Consider the following 15864-nt stretch of genomic DNA (forward strand, 5'->3'; position numbering starts at 1 on the left):
GTATTACAATAAAAAGTTAAGCAAAATTCTTAATAAAACAAGGTAAATCCCTGAATTTCAATAGATATTAGATAGATAATTAAAACCTAAAGCCTATACTAAAACCTGCATTGAATTCAACGGGATCAAAACGATCGCTCACCTCACTATTAAAACCCCTGGCGATATTTACATAAGGCCCAAGCGCAAATTTATCGTTGTGTACCCATTTGTATCCCGCTCCAAATCCGATCATAAAACTGTTCAGGTCGGTTTCCATAACCTGATCGTTTTCCAGGGTTTCCGAAAAGGTACCGTTACGGTATTTTAAAAAAGGCAACACATAAAACCCTGAGGGATCGGAAGCCGTGACAAAATAGTAATTATAGGAAAGCATAAAACTGGTAGCCTTAAAATCCCTATCCTCTCCGTTATCAGAAACATAAGAAAACCTGTCCATAAACATCAATTCCAGGCCCAGAGATTGATTTTGGTCCAGGAAACGCTCATATCCCAATTCAAGCGATCCGACAACAATGGTATTGACAATATTGATTTTAACTTCACTTGCCGGTAAAGTGGGATCTGGCAGGCCTTGGGAAAAAGCCGGTTGGTAACCAATTCCAATCATTGCGACAAAAACCAAGGCAAGCTTTATATTTTTCATACTAAAAATAACGTTTAAAAGATTTTATTTATGGTTTGATTATTATACTTTATTTTCCGGCAAAAGTTTCATGAGGTAGTGATCAATATTGCATTCCACAAACAGGTCTCCGGATTTTTGGAAGCCGGATTTTTCATAAAGTCCCATCGCCTGAACCTGCCCGTGCAGGTAAATGATTTTTCCTTTAGAAAGCGGATGGCTATTGATATCTTCTAATACTGCTTTTACAAGTGCTTCGCCGATCCCCTTTCCCCTGAAAGGTTTCAGCACTGCAAAACGCTCCAGCTTAATGCCTTTGTCTGTAAATCTCCATCTGGCGGTACCTACTTCCTGCTGCCCAAAATAGGCCAAAAATTGGGTCGAATCCTGCTCAAATTCATCGTATTCCTCATCAGGTGCTACCTGTTGTTCTTTGACAAATACTTCCTCCCTGATTCTGAATGCTTTTTGCAAAGTGGGCAGATCATTTATTTTTTTTACCGAAATGTTCATTTAGGTTGTTTTTCTTCTACCTCATTCTTTTCATAGGCCTCAATAATGGATTTTACAAGGCGATGCCTAACCACATCCCTACCGGAGAGGTTTACCACTCCTATGCCTTTAACATCTTTGAGGATCCGCAAAGATTCCCTTAAACCGGACTTCTGTTTCAGGGGAAGGTCTACCTGAGATTGGTCCCCGTTAATGATCACTTTTGAATTCGGTCCCATTCGGGTCAAAAACATCTTGATCTGTTCACTGGTAGTATTCTGGGCTTCATCCAGGAGGACAAAGGCATCGTGCAGGGTTCTGCCACGCATGTATGCCAATGGAGCAATTTCTATCACCCTGTTTTCCTGGTAAAAGCGCAATTTCTCGGAAGGAACCATGTCGCCCAGGGCATCATAAATAGGTCTGAGGTAGGGATCCAGTTTTTCCTGCAGGTCACCGGGTAAAAAACCCAGGTTTTCCCCCGCCTCCACGGCAGGCCTGGTAATGATGATTCTTTTAACTTCCCTGTTTTTCAATGCCCTGACCGCAAGGGCCACCGCAATATAGGTCTTGCCTGTTCCTGCTGGTCCAAGCGCAAAGACCAGGTCATTTTTATAGGAAGCATCTACCATTTTTTTCTGGTTTGGCGACTTGGGGCGAACCACCAGGCCCTTGTTGCCAAAAAGGATGACATCATTTTTGATTTCCGTCTGGTTGGGAGGGGTGCCTTCCAGGGCAATATATTCTTTGACATTGTCTGGAGTGACCTGGCCAAACCGATTAAAATGCTCCAGAAGCATGTTGAGAATATCATTGATTTTTAGAATTTCGGGTGCTTGTCCCTTGATCCTGATCTCATTGCCCCTGGACACAATTTTGCTTTGGGGAAAGGCTGCTGATATTTGCCTGATATTTTCATTTTCCGATCCGAGGAAATCCAGGAGGGAAATGTTTTCCAATGTAATGACTTTTTCTACCAATATGTTTTCTTCTGTTTACCTGATTCTAAAAACAAATATAAAATGCTTATTTTTGTTTATTCATAATACAAAAGTACGAATTTTTAATTGACTTGCTTGTATGGCATTGGTAACATTCATATCGGATTTTGGAAACGCAGATTACTACGTACCAGTGGTAAAAGCCAAAATGTTATCCATTAATCCCCAACTATCCATAGTGGACATCAGTCATGATATCGAACTCTATGATATTGCCCATGCAGCCTTCGTGCTCCGTGCAAGTTATAACGAGTTTCCTAAGGGTACTGTTCACCTGGTAGCCCTGAATACCACCAGCAGCATTACCGATGGTTACATAGGCATCAAACTAAACGAACATATATTTATTGGTCCCAACAATGGGGTTTTGAGCATGCTGGCCGACCAGGATCCGGGAATAGTAGTCAAGTTTTCTGATATCCATATCAAAAACAGCAGCTTTCCCGCCAAGGACATTCTGGCACCCATTGCGGCAAAAGTGGCCAGTGGAGCGGCCATCCACGATTTTGGCGGGCCACTGCAAAACATCAAAAAAATGATGAGCCGGCAATTCAAAGCCAGCAAAAAGCAAATTGTGGGATATGTGGTGCGGGTAGATCATTACGGTAACCTGATCACCAATATACCCATGGATGTATTCAACAAACTCAATCCGGGCAATTTTCAGATTGCCTTCGGGCGGGAAACGCTGGAAAGCATTCAAAAAAATTACGATGAGGTAGAGCCTGGAGACTGCTGGGCATTTTTCAACAGCCTGGGGCTGTTGGAGATAGGCATCAACCATGGTCATGGAGCCGATTTGCTGGGTTTGAAATATGACAGCCCGATCTTTATCAATTTCGAGAGTCCGGAATAGAGCCAGTACAAGAAACAGGCTATCCCGGTTTTAAGGCTTGGTTTGCATGTAGGCAAAAAATTGAAATATTCGGGTTTTAAGGGGATAAAAATTTTGGTGGAGAAAAATTCTTTGCCCATATTTGCATCCCGTTCGGCGAGGAACGGGATTAGTTTGAAATGCCTTGGTGGCGGAATTGGTAGACGCGTTGGTCTCAAACACCAATGAGGTAACACTCGTGCCGGTTCGACTCCGGCCCAAGGTACATTATATAAAAGCTCCTTCAATTTTTTGAAGGAGCTTTTTTGGTTTTGTAAGGCTGGAGGAGAAGTTTATCCTGATTCAGTTTAGCGGAATCGGAATTTTCGGCCCTGGTTTCAATAGTCTGATTGATAGCAGACCTTTTTTCTAGCAGATCAGAAGGGTTATTTTGTACCTCATCCGTGAGACATAAATGCTTTATCATCTCATAAAAACGAAAATATGAGATACAAAATAGTTAATAGCTATTTTATGAGGTACAAAATCACTACTGGTTAACAATATCCAATAAAGGTTCGAAAACGTACAAAGAGGGACGTCTTCCAGCCCCTTTTTCAATGCATTTGATCAAATTATTTGCCTCCATAGCAAGCAGGAGCCTGGAAGCCGATGCCCTGGGAACACCTGACTCCTCGTAAAATTTTCCACTATTAAAAATTGGGCGATTGAAAATAAAGTCCAGACAATTTACTGCAAATTGCGAATGGGTTGCATTCACAATTTCCTCCTTCATTAACTCATAAAGTGCCACTATTTGCCGGGTTTGATCATTATTTTTCCTGGCTTGGCTAATAATCGCTCCCAGAAAAAATCTTATCCAATTGGTCCAGCTTCCTGAATCTGTGATATCTTTCAGCGCATCGTAGTAATCCCTACGATGATTCTCAAGATAATCTGAAAGATAAAAAACCGGTTCCCGGATAATTTCCTTATCAAACAAAAAAAGAGGAATTAGAATCCTTCCTATCCTTCCATTTCCATCCAAAAACGGATGCAATATTTCGAATTGGGCATGGATTATTGCTAACTGAACCAGAGGGTCTTTTTCTTCGAAGTGGATGTACTTTTCCCAATTGCCCAAACCATTATGCATATCTTGAACTGCAGGAGGGACAAATCGAGCTGTCTCAATCGTACTCCCAGGGGCTCCAATCCAATTTTGGATTCTCCGAAATTCTCCCGGAGCTTTATTTTCCCCACGGACATCTTGCATCAGTACCGCATGCATCTCACGAATCAATCGAAGAGATAAAGGAAGATCCTCCAATCTGGATTTGGCAGTAAAGAGAGCCTTTCGGTAATTTATAATTTCTCGAATATCACCTTGTTTTTCAGAAGACTGTGCCTTATCAGCCTCGTACTCCAATACTTCTTTTAGTGTCGCCTGAGTACCCTCTATTTTCGAAGACAATACCGCTTCTTGCGTCCGAAGCGGAGATAGCAATACTTCTGGATTTATGATCGACTGAAGTAAACCGTCATATCGGGCAAGTTGCCGATTTGCAGTACTGAGTAAATCAACTAAGGCAGACCAATCTAAATTGGTCAAGGGAAGCTCATCTGGTTTATAAGGTTTCATTTGTATCTCATCTATGCACCACAAGATAGCTTTTCATCTCATATTTACCAAAATATGAGACACAAACTGTTTTGTGTATCATCCATGAGACGCTAACAAAAACCATTTCCCTGCATTTCGATTAAAAAATTCACATCGTTGATTATCGGGGTGGCTCCTAATTTGTCTGAGGTGGACCATTTGTCGAGGGGGGCAAGCCGCATAACTGGTACAGATTTCAGTGTTTTACCCTTGATCAGTCGGGGACTCTTCCAGCAAGAGATGCAACAATTGCCCCGTCTGTTCGGTGGAAAGTAACGATTTCCTTCCCCTTCCTCGCTTATCTCTCAATCCGTCTATTCCCTCATTCTCAAATCGATGAACCCAGTTGGTTATCGGTTTAAAGCTGGTTTGGTACAATTCTTCCAGTTTTCGGCTTGGTTGCCCAAGAGCAACTTGATAAACTGCATAAAGCCTCGAACCGATGGTATTACGTTCGTACCGTTGGATTAGGGCCTTTATCTCCTCAGGAGAATACCCTTGATTTTAAGTACTGGTCTTCCCCTAATTTTTATCTCTCGGGAGGATAACGATTGTTTGTGTAATTTAAAAATTGACATTCTATAAATCAATAAATAGTTAAAACGACCGAACCGGACGAACAAGGAAGAAGTCGAGAAACTTAGAGTTGGCGTTCTGGGCACCGTCGGTGAAGGCCTGATTCCATGCCAGGTTTAAGCTAAACTCGCTGGAACTCCAATAAAGGAAATTCGTAAAACCCCCAACCGCATCTTTATTTAGATATAGCTGGTTCAACTCGTCTTTGCTCGGTAAATACCAATCACTGTAACCTCCTGATTCCAAATCATTACAAAGTTGAGCCGCATAGCTTCCCGCTCCAAAGGTATTTACAATGGTTGTTGTATTTGCCTGCCCTGTACCCAAAGCTGTGCCTGTTGCCCCTGTTGTGCCGCTTACGGTCTCCCAAGCTGCGCTACCTTGATCGCTCGGAGCCGCGATTATCCCGTGGGTTTCGTTTGGCACATAGCCCGGGTCACCAGGCTGGAAGATATAGGCAATGATACCTCCCTGGTATTTCCTACCTATCTCTAGCACTTCCGAACAAACGGGGATTAAGGAATAGCTTTCGTTAAAAGTGATTGGAGTACCTAATCCCTTCTGTTCAATACTGAAGGATATCTCATCACAGCCGGACCAGCCTTCCGGAAGCGGTACCGTATGCCTGACCGTGCAGCCTGAGCGCACACTTGTATAATTCAGGCCATCGCCATCAATAGCAATCGTAATCCTAGCCTTTGCCCTTGATCGTCCGGCAGTGATAGCATAGGTCACTTCCACTACAAAATCTGTTTCGGTGTTGTAAGCTTTGTAGCTGACCGATTTTGTGTTTGGCCCGGCACTTCTCGTAGCCACGCCGGAAACAGGATAGTAAATTTCACTTCCCGCTTCAATACAATCAGCTTCACAGGATCCAGCCGGTGCCATCAGAAATGGACCGTTTTCCAAATCTGTATCTGACATCGTTTGCGCATTTTGCAAATCATCTGATATATTTTCCAGGCTGCAGGAATACATTACACCTGCAGCCGCAAATAACATCGCAAAGGTATTTAGTTTACTCCAAAGATAATTTTTCATAAAGCCCCATTTTTTCTAATTTTCCTACTCGTAAGGCTTTTCGGAACAGGCCCCGTTTTTTAGCGTGGTTTCTGAATTCCACTTTTTGATGCTACTTTGCATCACATTTGGTTGTCAGCCGATGGGATTTTGCTGACCGTAATATTTCCCATTTCACCCGCTTCAATAATGACATTCTTCGATCTCAGGCCAATGAATGCATTGGTTTTTACAACGGAAGCAAAAGTCTGAAAATGCTGTCGGTAATTGCCCTCCCTCAGCCCGGAAAAAGCTCTTAATTACCTTCTCAACTTTTTGCCTCCAGCTATCCTTGAATGCGGCCACGGGCAAAATTGAAAAGATTTAAGGAATTAAAATAAAGGAACAATACCCTATCCTCACCTAAAGCAAGATGCAGGTGAATTTACCTACTCTAAAAAAAAGGATGAATGATCTGGACCTCTTTTTAAAATGATTAATATCAGCTTATTATGACATTCCATCGAAGGTTCAAATCAGCGGGGAACGACTAAAAGCTTCAACTCCTTCATAAATTGAAGCCGGTTTTCCATGTGATTTTATCAACCTCTTGCTTGCGGAAATGCCCATATTTCCAGTCAAAGGAAGAATTCTTTGACTTGATGATATGTTCCAAAAAAATACAATGTAAATGTACTTCTGTTCAATTTTTTCATCCATCTCGTAAAACCCGCACCTACTTTTTCCTACTCCAAAACCCTCAAAAAAGAAGCTAATCATCCTCGTCCGCCGCAAAATCGTCTGTGTATTTTAGGCAGGAACAATACTCCTTAAAAATGCATTCCTCTGGCGAGCCTGAGCAGTAGTCAAAGGACATAAAACCCTCGTTTACGATACTGGTTTTTTGATTGAGGGTGTCTATAGTCATGGTATAGGCTATGGACAGGGGAAGTGCTTTCGGCAGATCAATATCCAGATTCCAGGAAAACATCATTTTTTTAAAGACCTGTAGCACCAATTCCATATCCCCGTCCGATAGCTGTTCGGCAGGAGGGAAATCGACGGTTTTCAACCCACAGTACTCGCCAAAAGTAGTGGTCGGGTCCTCTGAAATCCAGCGTTCGATTGCTTCAAACTCATCCTCAATGGTTTGCAAAGGTTCTCGTTTCAAGGAATCCCGGTTTCGATGGGCTCTGGCTATATCTTCAAGCAGATGGGGGATGTAGGGATGCATGGTTCAAGATAAGTAAATTTTCCTATATCTACACACCCCCAATCCCAATCCAATCAGGGCAACCAATCGGCTCTTCCATACAATTAATGAGGGAAGCCCCATTTAGGAAAGAAAGCAGCTTTTAGGACCCCATGCTATTCGCCAGGGAAAGAACCCCTGCTTGCCTGAGCAGTGATCAATTGGTGATTCAAAAAATGCTCTAAGAGTATCCATCTACTGATCTTGTCGTACTTTTTTCCTACCTTAAAGTGTCCAAAAAAAGGAATCTGTAAAAACAATTACCCCATCAACCAAAAAAAGACTGTAATGAACACGCTTAAACTCGACCTGCTAATCTCAAGAGAAAACAACAACTATAAGGGCAGCCTATCCTACAAAAACAATCCCCTTACCCAGTCTGCGCCAAGCATTCATGGGGTGGAAACCCAGCTAAAAAAACTGCTGTGGGAATTTGAAAGCCTGGATCCGGACACCGTGGAATTCAACCATTACTACCAATGCCCTGCCTTTTTTAGCGAATTCGCCATTCTCAATCGAGAGCAATTGGCCATCAGCGCAGACATAGGTAAAGCACGGCTGGAGGCCTTTTCCTCTGGTAAGGAAAAACCTACGGCGGAAGAAGCAAAAAGATTGGAAAAAGCCCTTCAGGAGCTTGCCGCCAGGCTACTAAAAACCTCGCTGATAATTCCGTGAAAAAATTAATGATACTTCCTGGGAATACTGTATAGAAAAGCTACCCAATTCACCGCCCGGGAAAACTCTCCAAATTCACCAAGAAACCGACGAAATCATTTCTCTTTCAACAACATCGGCCACACGGGACTCTCTTTTTTCCGAATCGATTTGGTCGAATTGTTTTTTCGCGTAAAAAGACATCAAATTCGGCATAAAGAAGCAACGCTGCCCCAGTGTATCCAGCTCGGCTTGGAGTTACAACAAATCAACATACAAAAGGTCACAAATTCGCTTCTAGCTAAAACCCGGCTAGTCAAAATTCCACAATCCCTCCCATTTCCTGTTGGATTCAGATTACGAAATGAGGGAAAAGAAGCCTCCTGCGTCTTGGCAGAGTGCGTATTCATCTCAGAAATGGTCTCGTAAACAGGTAATTGACACATGCGACTAATGTCGAGTGGAGAAGGGAGATGAAAAAAATACTTACTACTACATTAGCACCAATAATTTCAGGCCATTAAGTTTTCAAAATTACTTCGCTCGGGTAATTATAACTGATATTGACAATCATCAATTTTCATCAAGTTATTTCCCAATAAGCTATGGGGGCGATGATCCTTGGTGAATTACTTTCTATTTCACCCCCTCACACTCGCATCACCCACCTACGGTTTCCTGGCACCTCAAACATGCCGCCTCCAGGTCTTGCGCATCATCAGGTATTTGAAGCTGTCGGATGGGTTGGTACTTTCCAACGGCAGCCGGTGGATGGGTAGCTTTGCGGGAGTTTTGTCTTTGGCGAGATGTTCCGGCCCCGGTCGGTGCGCTTTTTGGTTTTAGCCCGCTGCAGGGAGCAGCGCAGGGGCTTGCAGGGAAAGTTATTGATCATCATTTTTTCACATTTTCTATAGTGCTCAAAGAATAGCCATTCTTAAAAATAAATGATTCAATGGATATGATCAAACTCGATTTGGCAAACTAAAAATTGATCCACAGATCCTATTTGCCCTTATCCTCACCGCTTTTCCCTTCTTTTTTGAATTTCTTCTTTTTACCGGATTTCTTTTTGGCTTTATCAAAATAGACTCCATCGGTTTCCATATCGGAGATGCTGCGTTGTATGGTCTTCCTTATTTCCTCCCTGTTTTTCCTGGGAATTTTATCGTCTTCAAATAGGGAACTCAACACATTAAACAAGGCAGCCCTGCTGGGGCCGGTAGCCTTTTCATATTTCCAAGGTTCTTCCTCCATTTTGCCAAATTCCTGCACAGAGGTGACGATAAATACCACAAAGGATACAACCACCACCATTGTCAATAGTATTACGTCTAAGTTTTCCATTTTACCTTTTCATGTTAAATATGATCAAAAAGCCCAGTATGGTCGGGCACCATAAACCAATGAAAATGGCTTTGAGAGGTTCATTTGCGATGAGAAAGTAGTATTCTGACACCCCGATCAGAATGAGCACCAATACCATAAGTACAATCTCGGACTTTTTAAACTTCTTCATGATTTTATTATTGCTTAACAAATGTGTGGCTTTGCTGAGCGGCTTGGGAACAAAATCAATGAGCCCCAATACCGCAATTGAATTTTTCCGTGTATCGGAATAATTAACTGAGCAGTATTAACAGCTGAATGGGCATAAAGTTTTTACTTTATCCGATGCTGCGGTTATATCTTTCCCTACCAGGATAACAGTCAGGGTCAAATCGGCAACCAAAGTGAATTTGAATCCCGTATGATTCGGGTGAAATGCTTCACCCATCTGTAATCATCCAAATGACCTGACTGTGAAAGGCCGAATTTGTAAAGTTTAAAATGGCATTTTAAAAAAATAAAAACCTAACGGTGCAACGTCCAAGACTCAGTAGTAAAAAAGATTTTCTGCCTGCAACAGCAATTAATAATGATCTCCCTACCACAATAACAGATAATCCTTTTTTCAGAATTCAAAATGGATGTCTTCAAGGTTTTAATTGACATCCTTCACTTTGGTATCTCAAAAATAAAAATCAATTGTCCTGTGCGGCAAAAACCCTGCGCAGGAGAGCAGTAGTCCTTTCTGCTGGATTTTCCCGGATGGCCTTTTCTTCCTTTGCAATGAGTTCAAAAAGTCCGGAAATGGCCATGTTGGTGACATAGGCATTGAGATCCGGATCCAGTTTTCTGGCAGTAGTGGGAAATCCATTATAGGTATTCACCAAATCTCCGTAATACCGCGTTGCCCCAACCTGATCCAGTGCAATTTGTACATGCGGGGCAAAAAGCACCTTTAACTTTTCGGTGGAGGTCCTTTGCAAATACTGGGTAGCGGCATCCTGCTCCCCCTTTAGTATATCCCAGGCATCCTTAACAGTAAGCTGCCTGATGGCTTCAATAAAAATGGGTTTGGCTTCTTTGGCAGCATTTTCAGCTCCCCTGTTGATCGTCAGGATGACCCGATCCACTTCTGCTCCCAGACCAATACTTCTCAATGTTCCTTCCACTCTTTGCACATCCGCTGGCAGGGCTATCCGGATCAAATCATTCTTTAAAAAACCATCTTCACGGGAGGCCTGGTCTGCACCAGTAGAAATGCCTTTGATAAGCGCTTCCTTAAGGCCATTTCCCACTTCCTGCTCCGTCAAAGTCGCCTCTGTAGCCCCTTGAATGAACCTGTTGACTTCTGAGGCCGTGCAGCCTGCAAATACAATAAAGAAAAATAGTAAGACAAATTTGATGAAAATTTTCACGCTGTTATATTTAATGGTTTTTTTAAGGAAGATACAAATGGCAATTTCCGCACCTACATCTAACAAATTTTCTTTCGAAGGTACAATCTTTATGCCAGGCAAAATGCCATTACTCCTTAATTAATTCTTGGAATAATAACCATTGGCCTTTCTCACTCAATTGATCGATGTAGTTTGTAAAACTAAAACCAAAAATTTGGCAAAGAATAACTCCCATATCCATCTATTTCCATTAACTTTATTCAACCGAACCATTTAATTAAAAAAAAACAAGCTTCTTAAAGCTACTGCCTTTAAAACTATTGGCGCAGTAAAATGCGTATTCCAATTCAAATTAAATGCAATCAAACCCCTGTGACTAACCATGCAACTATCCTTTCAAAATTTATTCTTTACCCTTGCCTTTTCCGTGCTGTTCATTGCAATCATGGTGGTGGCCAAATCCATCCTTATTCCTCTCGGTCTGGCTTTATTGCTGGCTTTCATTTTGCATCCCCTACATAAAAGGCTGAAAAAAAAGAAGATCGGTAACATCGGAGCGGCCATCCTGGTACTGCTATCATTTTTTCTTATACTGATAGGTATATTGACTTTTTTCTCTGCAGAAATCCTTTCGCTATCTGACCAATTAACAGATTTTGGGGACAAATTGATGTCTATTTTCACCGATTCGGTGGTGTTTGTGAATGAAAATCTGAGTTTTCTGGGCAATTTCGATAAAGATCAATTATTGGAAGACGGAAAAGCCTGGATCAAAGATGGTGCAGCAAGCCTTTTGGGGAAAACCTTCAGCAATACAGCCAATATTCTTACGGGACTATTCACAGTGATCATTTATACCTTTTTATTCCTTATTTATAAAGAAGGGCTAGTGAGTGCCTTCATGCGATTTGCGCCGGAAGAAAAGGAGAAGCAATATTTAAAGATGCTCAAAAAAATTCAAAATGTGGGTCAAAAATACCTTTCGGGCATGCTCACCTTAATTCTGATTCTTGGCTTGGCCAATAGTACCGGCTTGTGGATCATAGGACTGGATAGCCCGTTTTTATTTGGCTTTCTTGCGGCAACACTCTCCATTATTCCCTATATCGGTACCACCCTTGGGGCAACTATTCCGGTGCTCTACGCCTTCATGTCAAAAGATGAACTTTGGGTGCCTATTGCCGTGGCAGGTATGTTTTGGCTAATTCAGGTTATCGAAAGCAATTTCCTAAGCCCAAAGGTAGTAGGAAACAGTGTAAACGTCAATGCATTTGCCGCCATCCTCAGTCTGATAATCGGAGCCTCGGTTTGGGGTGTGGCCGGTATGGTCTTGTTCTTGCCTTTCGCAGCGATGCTAAAAGTAATCTGCGAGAATTATATTCCACTCCAGCCACTGGCCTTATTGATAGGAGATGACCATTTCAACAAGAACAAGACAGGTAAGGAGGGACCATCCATTTTCAAAAAAATTAAAAATAAGGTATTGGGATAACTAAAAAAGGCCTGAAAAATTATTTCCAAGCCCTTTTCAGCTACTTTATGCTGACAATTTACTTTTGTTCCGAAAGATAGGTAATGAGGGAGGCAAACTCTTCATAAGACAAGGCATTGGCCAGGCCCGCTGGCATCATGGAATTTTCCATTTCAGTCCTTTCTTTGATATTTTCGGTAGGTACCGTAAAGGCTTGTCCGGCAATGTTCCGGATCACCAGTCGGTCAGCGCTTTCCTCAGTCACAAATCCTACGTAAGATTTGTTGTCATTGGTATTGATCATTACGGTAGCAAATCCCTGAGAGATGGAGGCATCCGGTTTCAAAATGGATTCCGCAATCTGTTCCCTGGTCATTATACTGCCGATTTGCCCCATGAAAGGACCTTTCATTTGCTCCCCTTTCTCAATACTGTGGCAAGCCTTACAGCCCTGTTGTTCAAAAATGGCTTTACCCTGTATGGTTTCGCCCTGAATCTCCTGCATGGCCAGCAAAATATCCTCAATGGAGGACTCCCCTATTTGACCTTTTTGGTTTTTGATCTTTTCCAAATCTACCTCAGGTTCTTCCAAGACCTCAGTTACCGTATAATCTCCACCAAACGCCATGATCCCCATGCGGTTTTTCTGGTTCAACATGGCAATGAAATCCTTGTCGTTTTGGGTACCATTCTCCCAGAGTTGCTGAAACAAAGATTTAATCTTTGGTGAAGCTGACCACAATACAGATTTATAGTATGGACCATGTGTATCTGGCCGGGTACCCCACCACCAGGAACCATCGTAAGGAGCTTCCCTGGTATATAACCTGGCCAACACGGTTAGGATACCATTTTTCAACTCTATCTCTTCAGTTCCTGCTCCGTTGTACCTGGCTATTAATCCAGTTACGGCTTCAGGGGTATGCATGTAGCGCAATGCCCAAAGTGCCAGATCGGAATTACCCGTACCCACTTCCTCAATGATTTCCTTATCAGCGCCCAGATTGACCAAAGCCCTGACAGCCAAATGTGGCAGAATGATCTCAGCGTTAGGTTTGGCATGTGGTCCCTCCTCGCCAAATTCGGGTGCCTGGAAAGAACCTGGTACTTCTATCTTCATCAAATGAGGAATAGCCGCTTTATCCCCAATACGACCCAGGGCAATAATCGCCGCTGCCCTAACCCTGGGAGAAGCATCCCCCAAAGCTTCAACAAATGGCTCGATGGACAATTCACCTAAAAAGGCTTTCCTATCGGTAAGTGCCCTGATGGCATATTCTTTCATGTCCGGATCCTCCAATAATTCTTTCAGGTCTTCAAGCCCATCGACATCCTTGATCTGGGAGTAGGCGTACATGGCTGCAATGCGGGCATAATCCTGGGCCTGCCTGTCACTGGCCAGATCCCAAGCCTCAGAAGCGGCATCATCCGTTCCGCGACTCAGCAATTCCTGTTGGGCATAAAGCCTGCTGGTTGCGCTGCCTTCAGCGAGCATGTCTGCCAGTTCATCCTCGTCTGCTAATGCAAGATCAGGCATTTCGCTGTACTCCAAAATTTTTGGGACAACCCTTACCACAAAACCTTTTTCTTCACTCCCTGAATAACCTGCCCCATCCCAGGCAGCCATAAACATCCTGCCTGAACCATCGATATCCAGATCAGTAATCTGGGGCAATTTGAAAAATTCTTCCTCTTGTTGGGTGTACGAGGGCCCATCGGCTTTCACCCTGTGAATATAGAGTTGGTTTCTTCCCCAATCTGCCATCATGGGCACCTTATTGTAAGCTTCCGGCCAACGGTGGTCATCCATAAATAAAGCACCGGTTCCGGATCCACCCCCCACATCTACCAGGGCAGGTATAATTTCCTCGGTAAAATGCTTGAACAAAACGGGGTAACCATATTCTCCGGTTTGGATCTGATGGATAAAACGGATGTTCCATCCCCCACCATCATTGGTATTTCCCCTGGTAAACATGTTCATATAAGGATCAATAGCTACATCATAAATATTTCTGAGGCCATGGGTATATACCTCCATCTCGGTACCATCAGGACGTACTCTCAGTACGCCACCCCCAAGCATGGTCATTTCATTGCCTTCCCTGTCAATGGCCCCATGAAATCCAAAATCACCAACGGCGATATAGATCCATCCGTCAATTCCCAATCGTATACCATTGGTGGCGTGGTCTGTTCCTCTTCCTTGTAAAAACTTGGGCGAACTGATATGTTCAATCAGGGGCCTGGAAGGCCCATCAGCCACACCATCATCATTATTATCTTCAAAGACTACCAGGTTCATACCGGTGGCCAGGCTATCCTCCTGAGAAAATACAGTATGTAAGACAAATAGTTTATCTCCTAGTGGGATGATCCCTCTGGGATTGTCCACTTCCGCATATACCGTATGTTCATCGGCAACACCATCATTGTCCAAATCAAGGAGTTTTACAATTCTTCCCTTCCCGGGTGTTTTGCCCAGAGAGCCGATGGCATCCACCCCTACATATACTTCTCCATAAGGAGAAACAGCCAGACAAGCAGGGCTGGGTGTCAGCTCGGGACCGGCAAAGGCCTGTACTGCCAACTCCTCCGGCCAGGCCAGTGCCTTGCTCAGGGAGTCAAGTGATTCAGAAGTGGTGGATTCAATGATTTCTTCCTGCTTTTCTGGCTTACAGGCCATGATAACAGCTACTAAGAATAATAGGATAAGTGTCCCTTTCATAAAATACTGATTTTTTGCGGATGAAAATTATAGAAAAAGTAAAGCCCATCCAACATTTGGATGGGCTTTGTGTCAAAATTACGTTTAAAATTTCATTGTCGGCAAATTATGTATCCTAACCTGCCCTTACAAATGCAAGCCGCACTCTGTTTTGGGGCTGTTGTTCCATCTACCACTTCTATCCTCTCCTGGTACAGTACAATGCTTACATCCTATGGAATGATAGCCAAAAGCTATCAGGGGATGAAAAGGAAGTTTATGCTTCTCGATGTACTGATCGCGTTCTTTTTCTGTCACATCCAGCAAAGGGTAAAATTTCAAAATTCCTCCTCTTTCTTCAAAAATATCCAGGCTAGCGCGATGGTCACTCTGCCAGCTCATCAGTCCGGATACCCAAACAGAAAACTTGCTTTTGATTAGTTCAAGGGGTTTCACCTTGTTGATAGAACAGCAAAGTTCCGGATCCGTTTTCCAGGTTTGATTGGTACTGGTGTATTCATGGTCTTCCTTTCCCGCACTGACAGAGGCCACATTCAGGCCGTATAGCTCCGTGAGTTTCTTCTTGTATTCGAGAGTTTCCGGAAAATGGTAACCAGTATCTATAAAATAGATCTTCTGCTTGGGATTGCATTTGGAGAAAACACTCAATAACAAGGCTGAAGTAGCGGCAAAAGAGCTCGTAAGCATCACTTCCCGCTCATCAAAATCATGGTACAACTGATGAACCCTTTCCTCCACAGTCAATTTGTGGTACTTGTCATTCAATTCCTTTATCTCTTCTTTTGAATATATTTTTTTTGAAACCAATGACTCCTGCATCCTCTTTTTTGTTTATTCTATAAAACCTACCGATTTGGTATAGTATT

Annotated in this window: 15 protein-coding genes and 1 tRNA gene; 4 read left to right on the plus strand and 12 right to left on the minus strand. The window is 42.9% G+C overall.

Annotated features, from left to right (window positions below):
* Window positions 1-79: 79 nt before the first annotated feature.
* Genes HUJ21_RS04715 through HUJ21_RS04725 form a run of 3 tightly spaced genes read right to left on the minus strand, consistent with a single transcriptional unit; the run spans window position 80 to window position 2097 of the window.
* On the minus strand, window positions 80-646 hold the full coding sequence (locus tag HUJ21_RS04715) for a DUF3575 domain-containing protein (protein ID WP_291367787.1): 567 nt from the start codon (window positions 644-646) through the stop codon (window positions 80-82).
* Between the two features lie 42 nt (window positions 647-688).
* On the minus strand, window positions 689-1138 hold the full coding sequence (locus HUJ21_RS04720) for a GNAT family N-acetyltransferase (RefSeq protein ID WP_291367788.1): 450 nt from the start codon (window positions 1136-1138) through the stop codon (window positions 689-691).
* On the minus strand, window positions 1135-2097 hold the full coding sequence (locus HUJ21_RS04725; protein ID WP_291367790.1) for a PhoH family protein: 963 nt from the start codon (window positions 2095-2097) through the stop codon (window positions 1135-1137). The genes HUJ21_RS04720 and HUJ21_RS04725 overlap by 4 nt, the downstream gene beginning before the upstream one ends.
* A 100-nt stretch (window positions 2098-2197) precedes the next feature.
* Here HUJ21_RS04725 and HUJ21_RS04730 point away from each other — a divergent pair, with 100 nt between their 5' ends.
* Both HUJ21_RS04730 and HUJ21_RS04735 read left to right on the plus strand, forming a co-directional pair.
* Window positions 2198-2974 (plus strand): SAM-dependent chlorinase/fluorinase, encoded by a 777-nt coding sequence (locus HUJ21_RS04730; RefSeq protein WP_166142759.1) that lies wholly within the window; start codon window positions 2198-2200, stop codon window positions 2972-2974.
* A 160-nt stretch (window positions 2975-3134) separates the two neighbouring features.
* A tRNA-Leu gene (locus tag HUJ21_RS04735) sits at window positions 3135-3218 on the plus strand.
* Between the two features lie 264 nt (window positions 3219-3482).
* Here the strand turns inward: HUJ21_RS04735 and HUJ21_RS04740 are convergent.
* The 4 genes from HUJ21_RS04740 to HUJ21_RS04750 all read right to left on the minus strand — a co-directional run bounded on the left by HUJ21_RS04740 (window position 3483) and on the right by HUJ21_RS04750 (window position 7404).
* Window positions 3483-4574 carry a Fic/DOC family N-terminal domain-containing protein gene (locus tag HUJ21_RS04740; protein WP_291367793.1) on the minus strand — a complete coding sequence of 364 codons (1092 nt, stop codon included), beginning with the start codon at window positions 4572-4574 and terminating at the stop codon, window positions 3483-3485.
* Window positions 4575-4799: 225 nt separating this feature from the next.
* Entirely contained in the window at window positions 4800-5075 is a 276-nt protein-coding gene (locus tag HUJ21_RS25070) for a helix-turn-helix domain-containing protein (RefSeq protein WP_366483667.1), read from the minus strand.
* Between the two features lie 117 nt (window positions 5076-5192).
* Window positions 5193-6212, minus strand: a complete 1020-nt coding sequence (locus tag HUJ21_RS04745) for a DUF1566 domain-containing protein (RefSeq protein WP_291367794.1) — start codon at window positions 6210-6212, stop codon at window positions 5193-5195.
* A gap of 730 nt (window positions 6213-6942) precedes the next feature.
* The gene (locus HUJ21_RS04750; protein WP_291367796.1) at window positions 6943-7404 is read right to left on the minus strand and encodes a hypothetical protein; all 462 of its coding nucleotides are present in this window, start codon (window positions 7402-7404) and stop codon (window positions 6943-6945) included.
* A gap of 306 nt (window positions 7405-7710) precedes the next feature.
* Between HUJ21_RS04750 and HUJ21_RS04755 the strand changes: the two genes are divergently transcribed.
* Window positions 7711-8097, plus strand: coding sequence for a hypothetical protein (locus HUJ21_RS04755; RefSeq protein ID WP_291367798.1), 387 nt, complete (start codon window positions 7711-7713; stop codon window positions 8095-8097).
* A 981-nt stretch (window positions 8098-9078) separates the two neighbouring features.
* On the opposite strand, the gene HUJ21_RS04760 is transcribed toward HUJ21_RS04755, so the two are convergent.
* The 3 genes from HUJ21_RS04760 to HUJ21_RS04770 form a co-directional block, all read right to left on the minus strand.
* A complete protein-coding gene (locus HUJ21_RS04760) occupies window positions 9079-9420 on the minus strand; it encodes a hypothetical protein (RefSeq protein ID WP_291367800.1) in 342 nt (113 codons plus the stop codon).
* 1 nt (window position 9421) lies between these two features.
* On the minus strand, window positions 9422-9592 hold the full coding sequence (locus HUJ21_RS04765; RefSeq protein WP_291367802.1) for a hypothetical protein: 171 nt from the start codon (window positions 9590-9592) through the stop codon (window positions 9422-9424).
* Between the two features lie 505 nt (window positions 9593-10097).
* Window positions 10098-10817 (minus strand): DUF4197 domain-containing protein, encoded by a 720-nt coding sequence (locus HUJ21_RS04770; protein ID WP_291367804.1) that lies wholly within the window; start codon window positions 10815-10817, stop codon window positions 10098-10100.
* Window positions 10818-11181: 364 nt separating this feature from the next.
* Here HUJ21_RS04770 and HUJ21_RS04775 point away from each other — a divergent pair, with 364 nt between their 5' ends.
* Complete coding sequence (locus HUJ21_RS04775; RefSeq protein ID WP_291367806.1) at window positions 11182-12291, plus strand: AI-2E family transporter; 1110 nt, start codon at window positions 11182-11184, stop codon at window positions 12289-12291.
* A gap of 58 nt (window positions 12292-12349) precedes the next feature.
* On the opposite strand, the gene HUJ21_RS04780 is transcribed toward HUJ21_RS04775, so the two are convergent.
* Both HUJ21_RS04780 and HUJ21_RS04785 read right to left on the minus strand, forming a co-directional pair.
* Window positions 12350-14998, minus strand: a complete 2649-nt coding sequence (locus tag HUJ21_RS04780) for a HEAT repeat domain-containing protein (RefSeq protein WP_291367808.1) — start codon at window positions 14996-14998, stop codon at window positions 12350-12352.
* A gap of 126 nt (window positions 14999-15124) precedes the next feature.
* Window positions 15125-15817: a phosphoadenylyl-sulfate reductase gene (locus HUJ21_RS04785; RefSeq protein ID WP_291367810.1), complete on the minus strand. Its 693-nt coding sequence runs from the start codon at window positions 15815-15817 to the stop codon at window positions 15125-15127.
* Window positions 15818-15864 lie beyond the last annotated feature (47 nt).

Source organism: Cyclobacterium sp. (assembly GCF_014762705.1).
In the GTDB taxonomy this organism is placed as follows: domain Bacteria; phylum Bacteroidota; class Bacteroidia; order Cytophagales; family Cyclobacteriaceae; genus Cyclobacterium.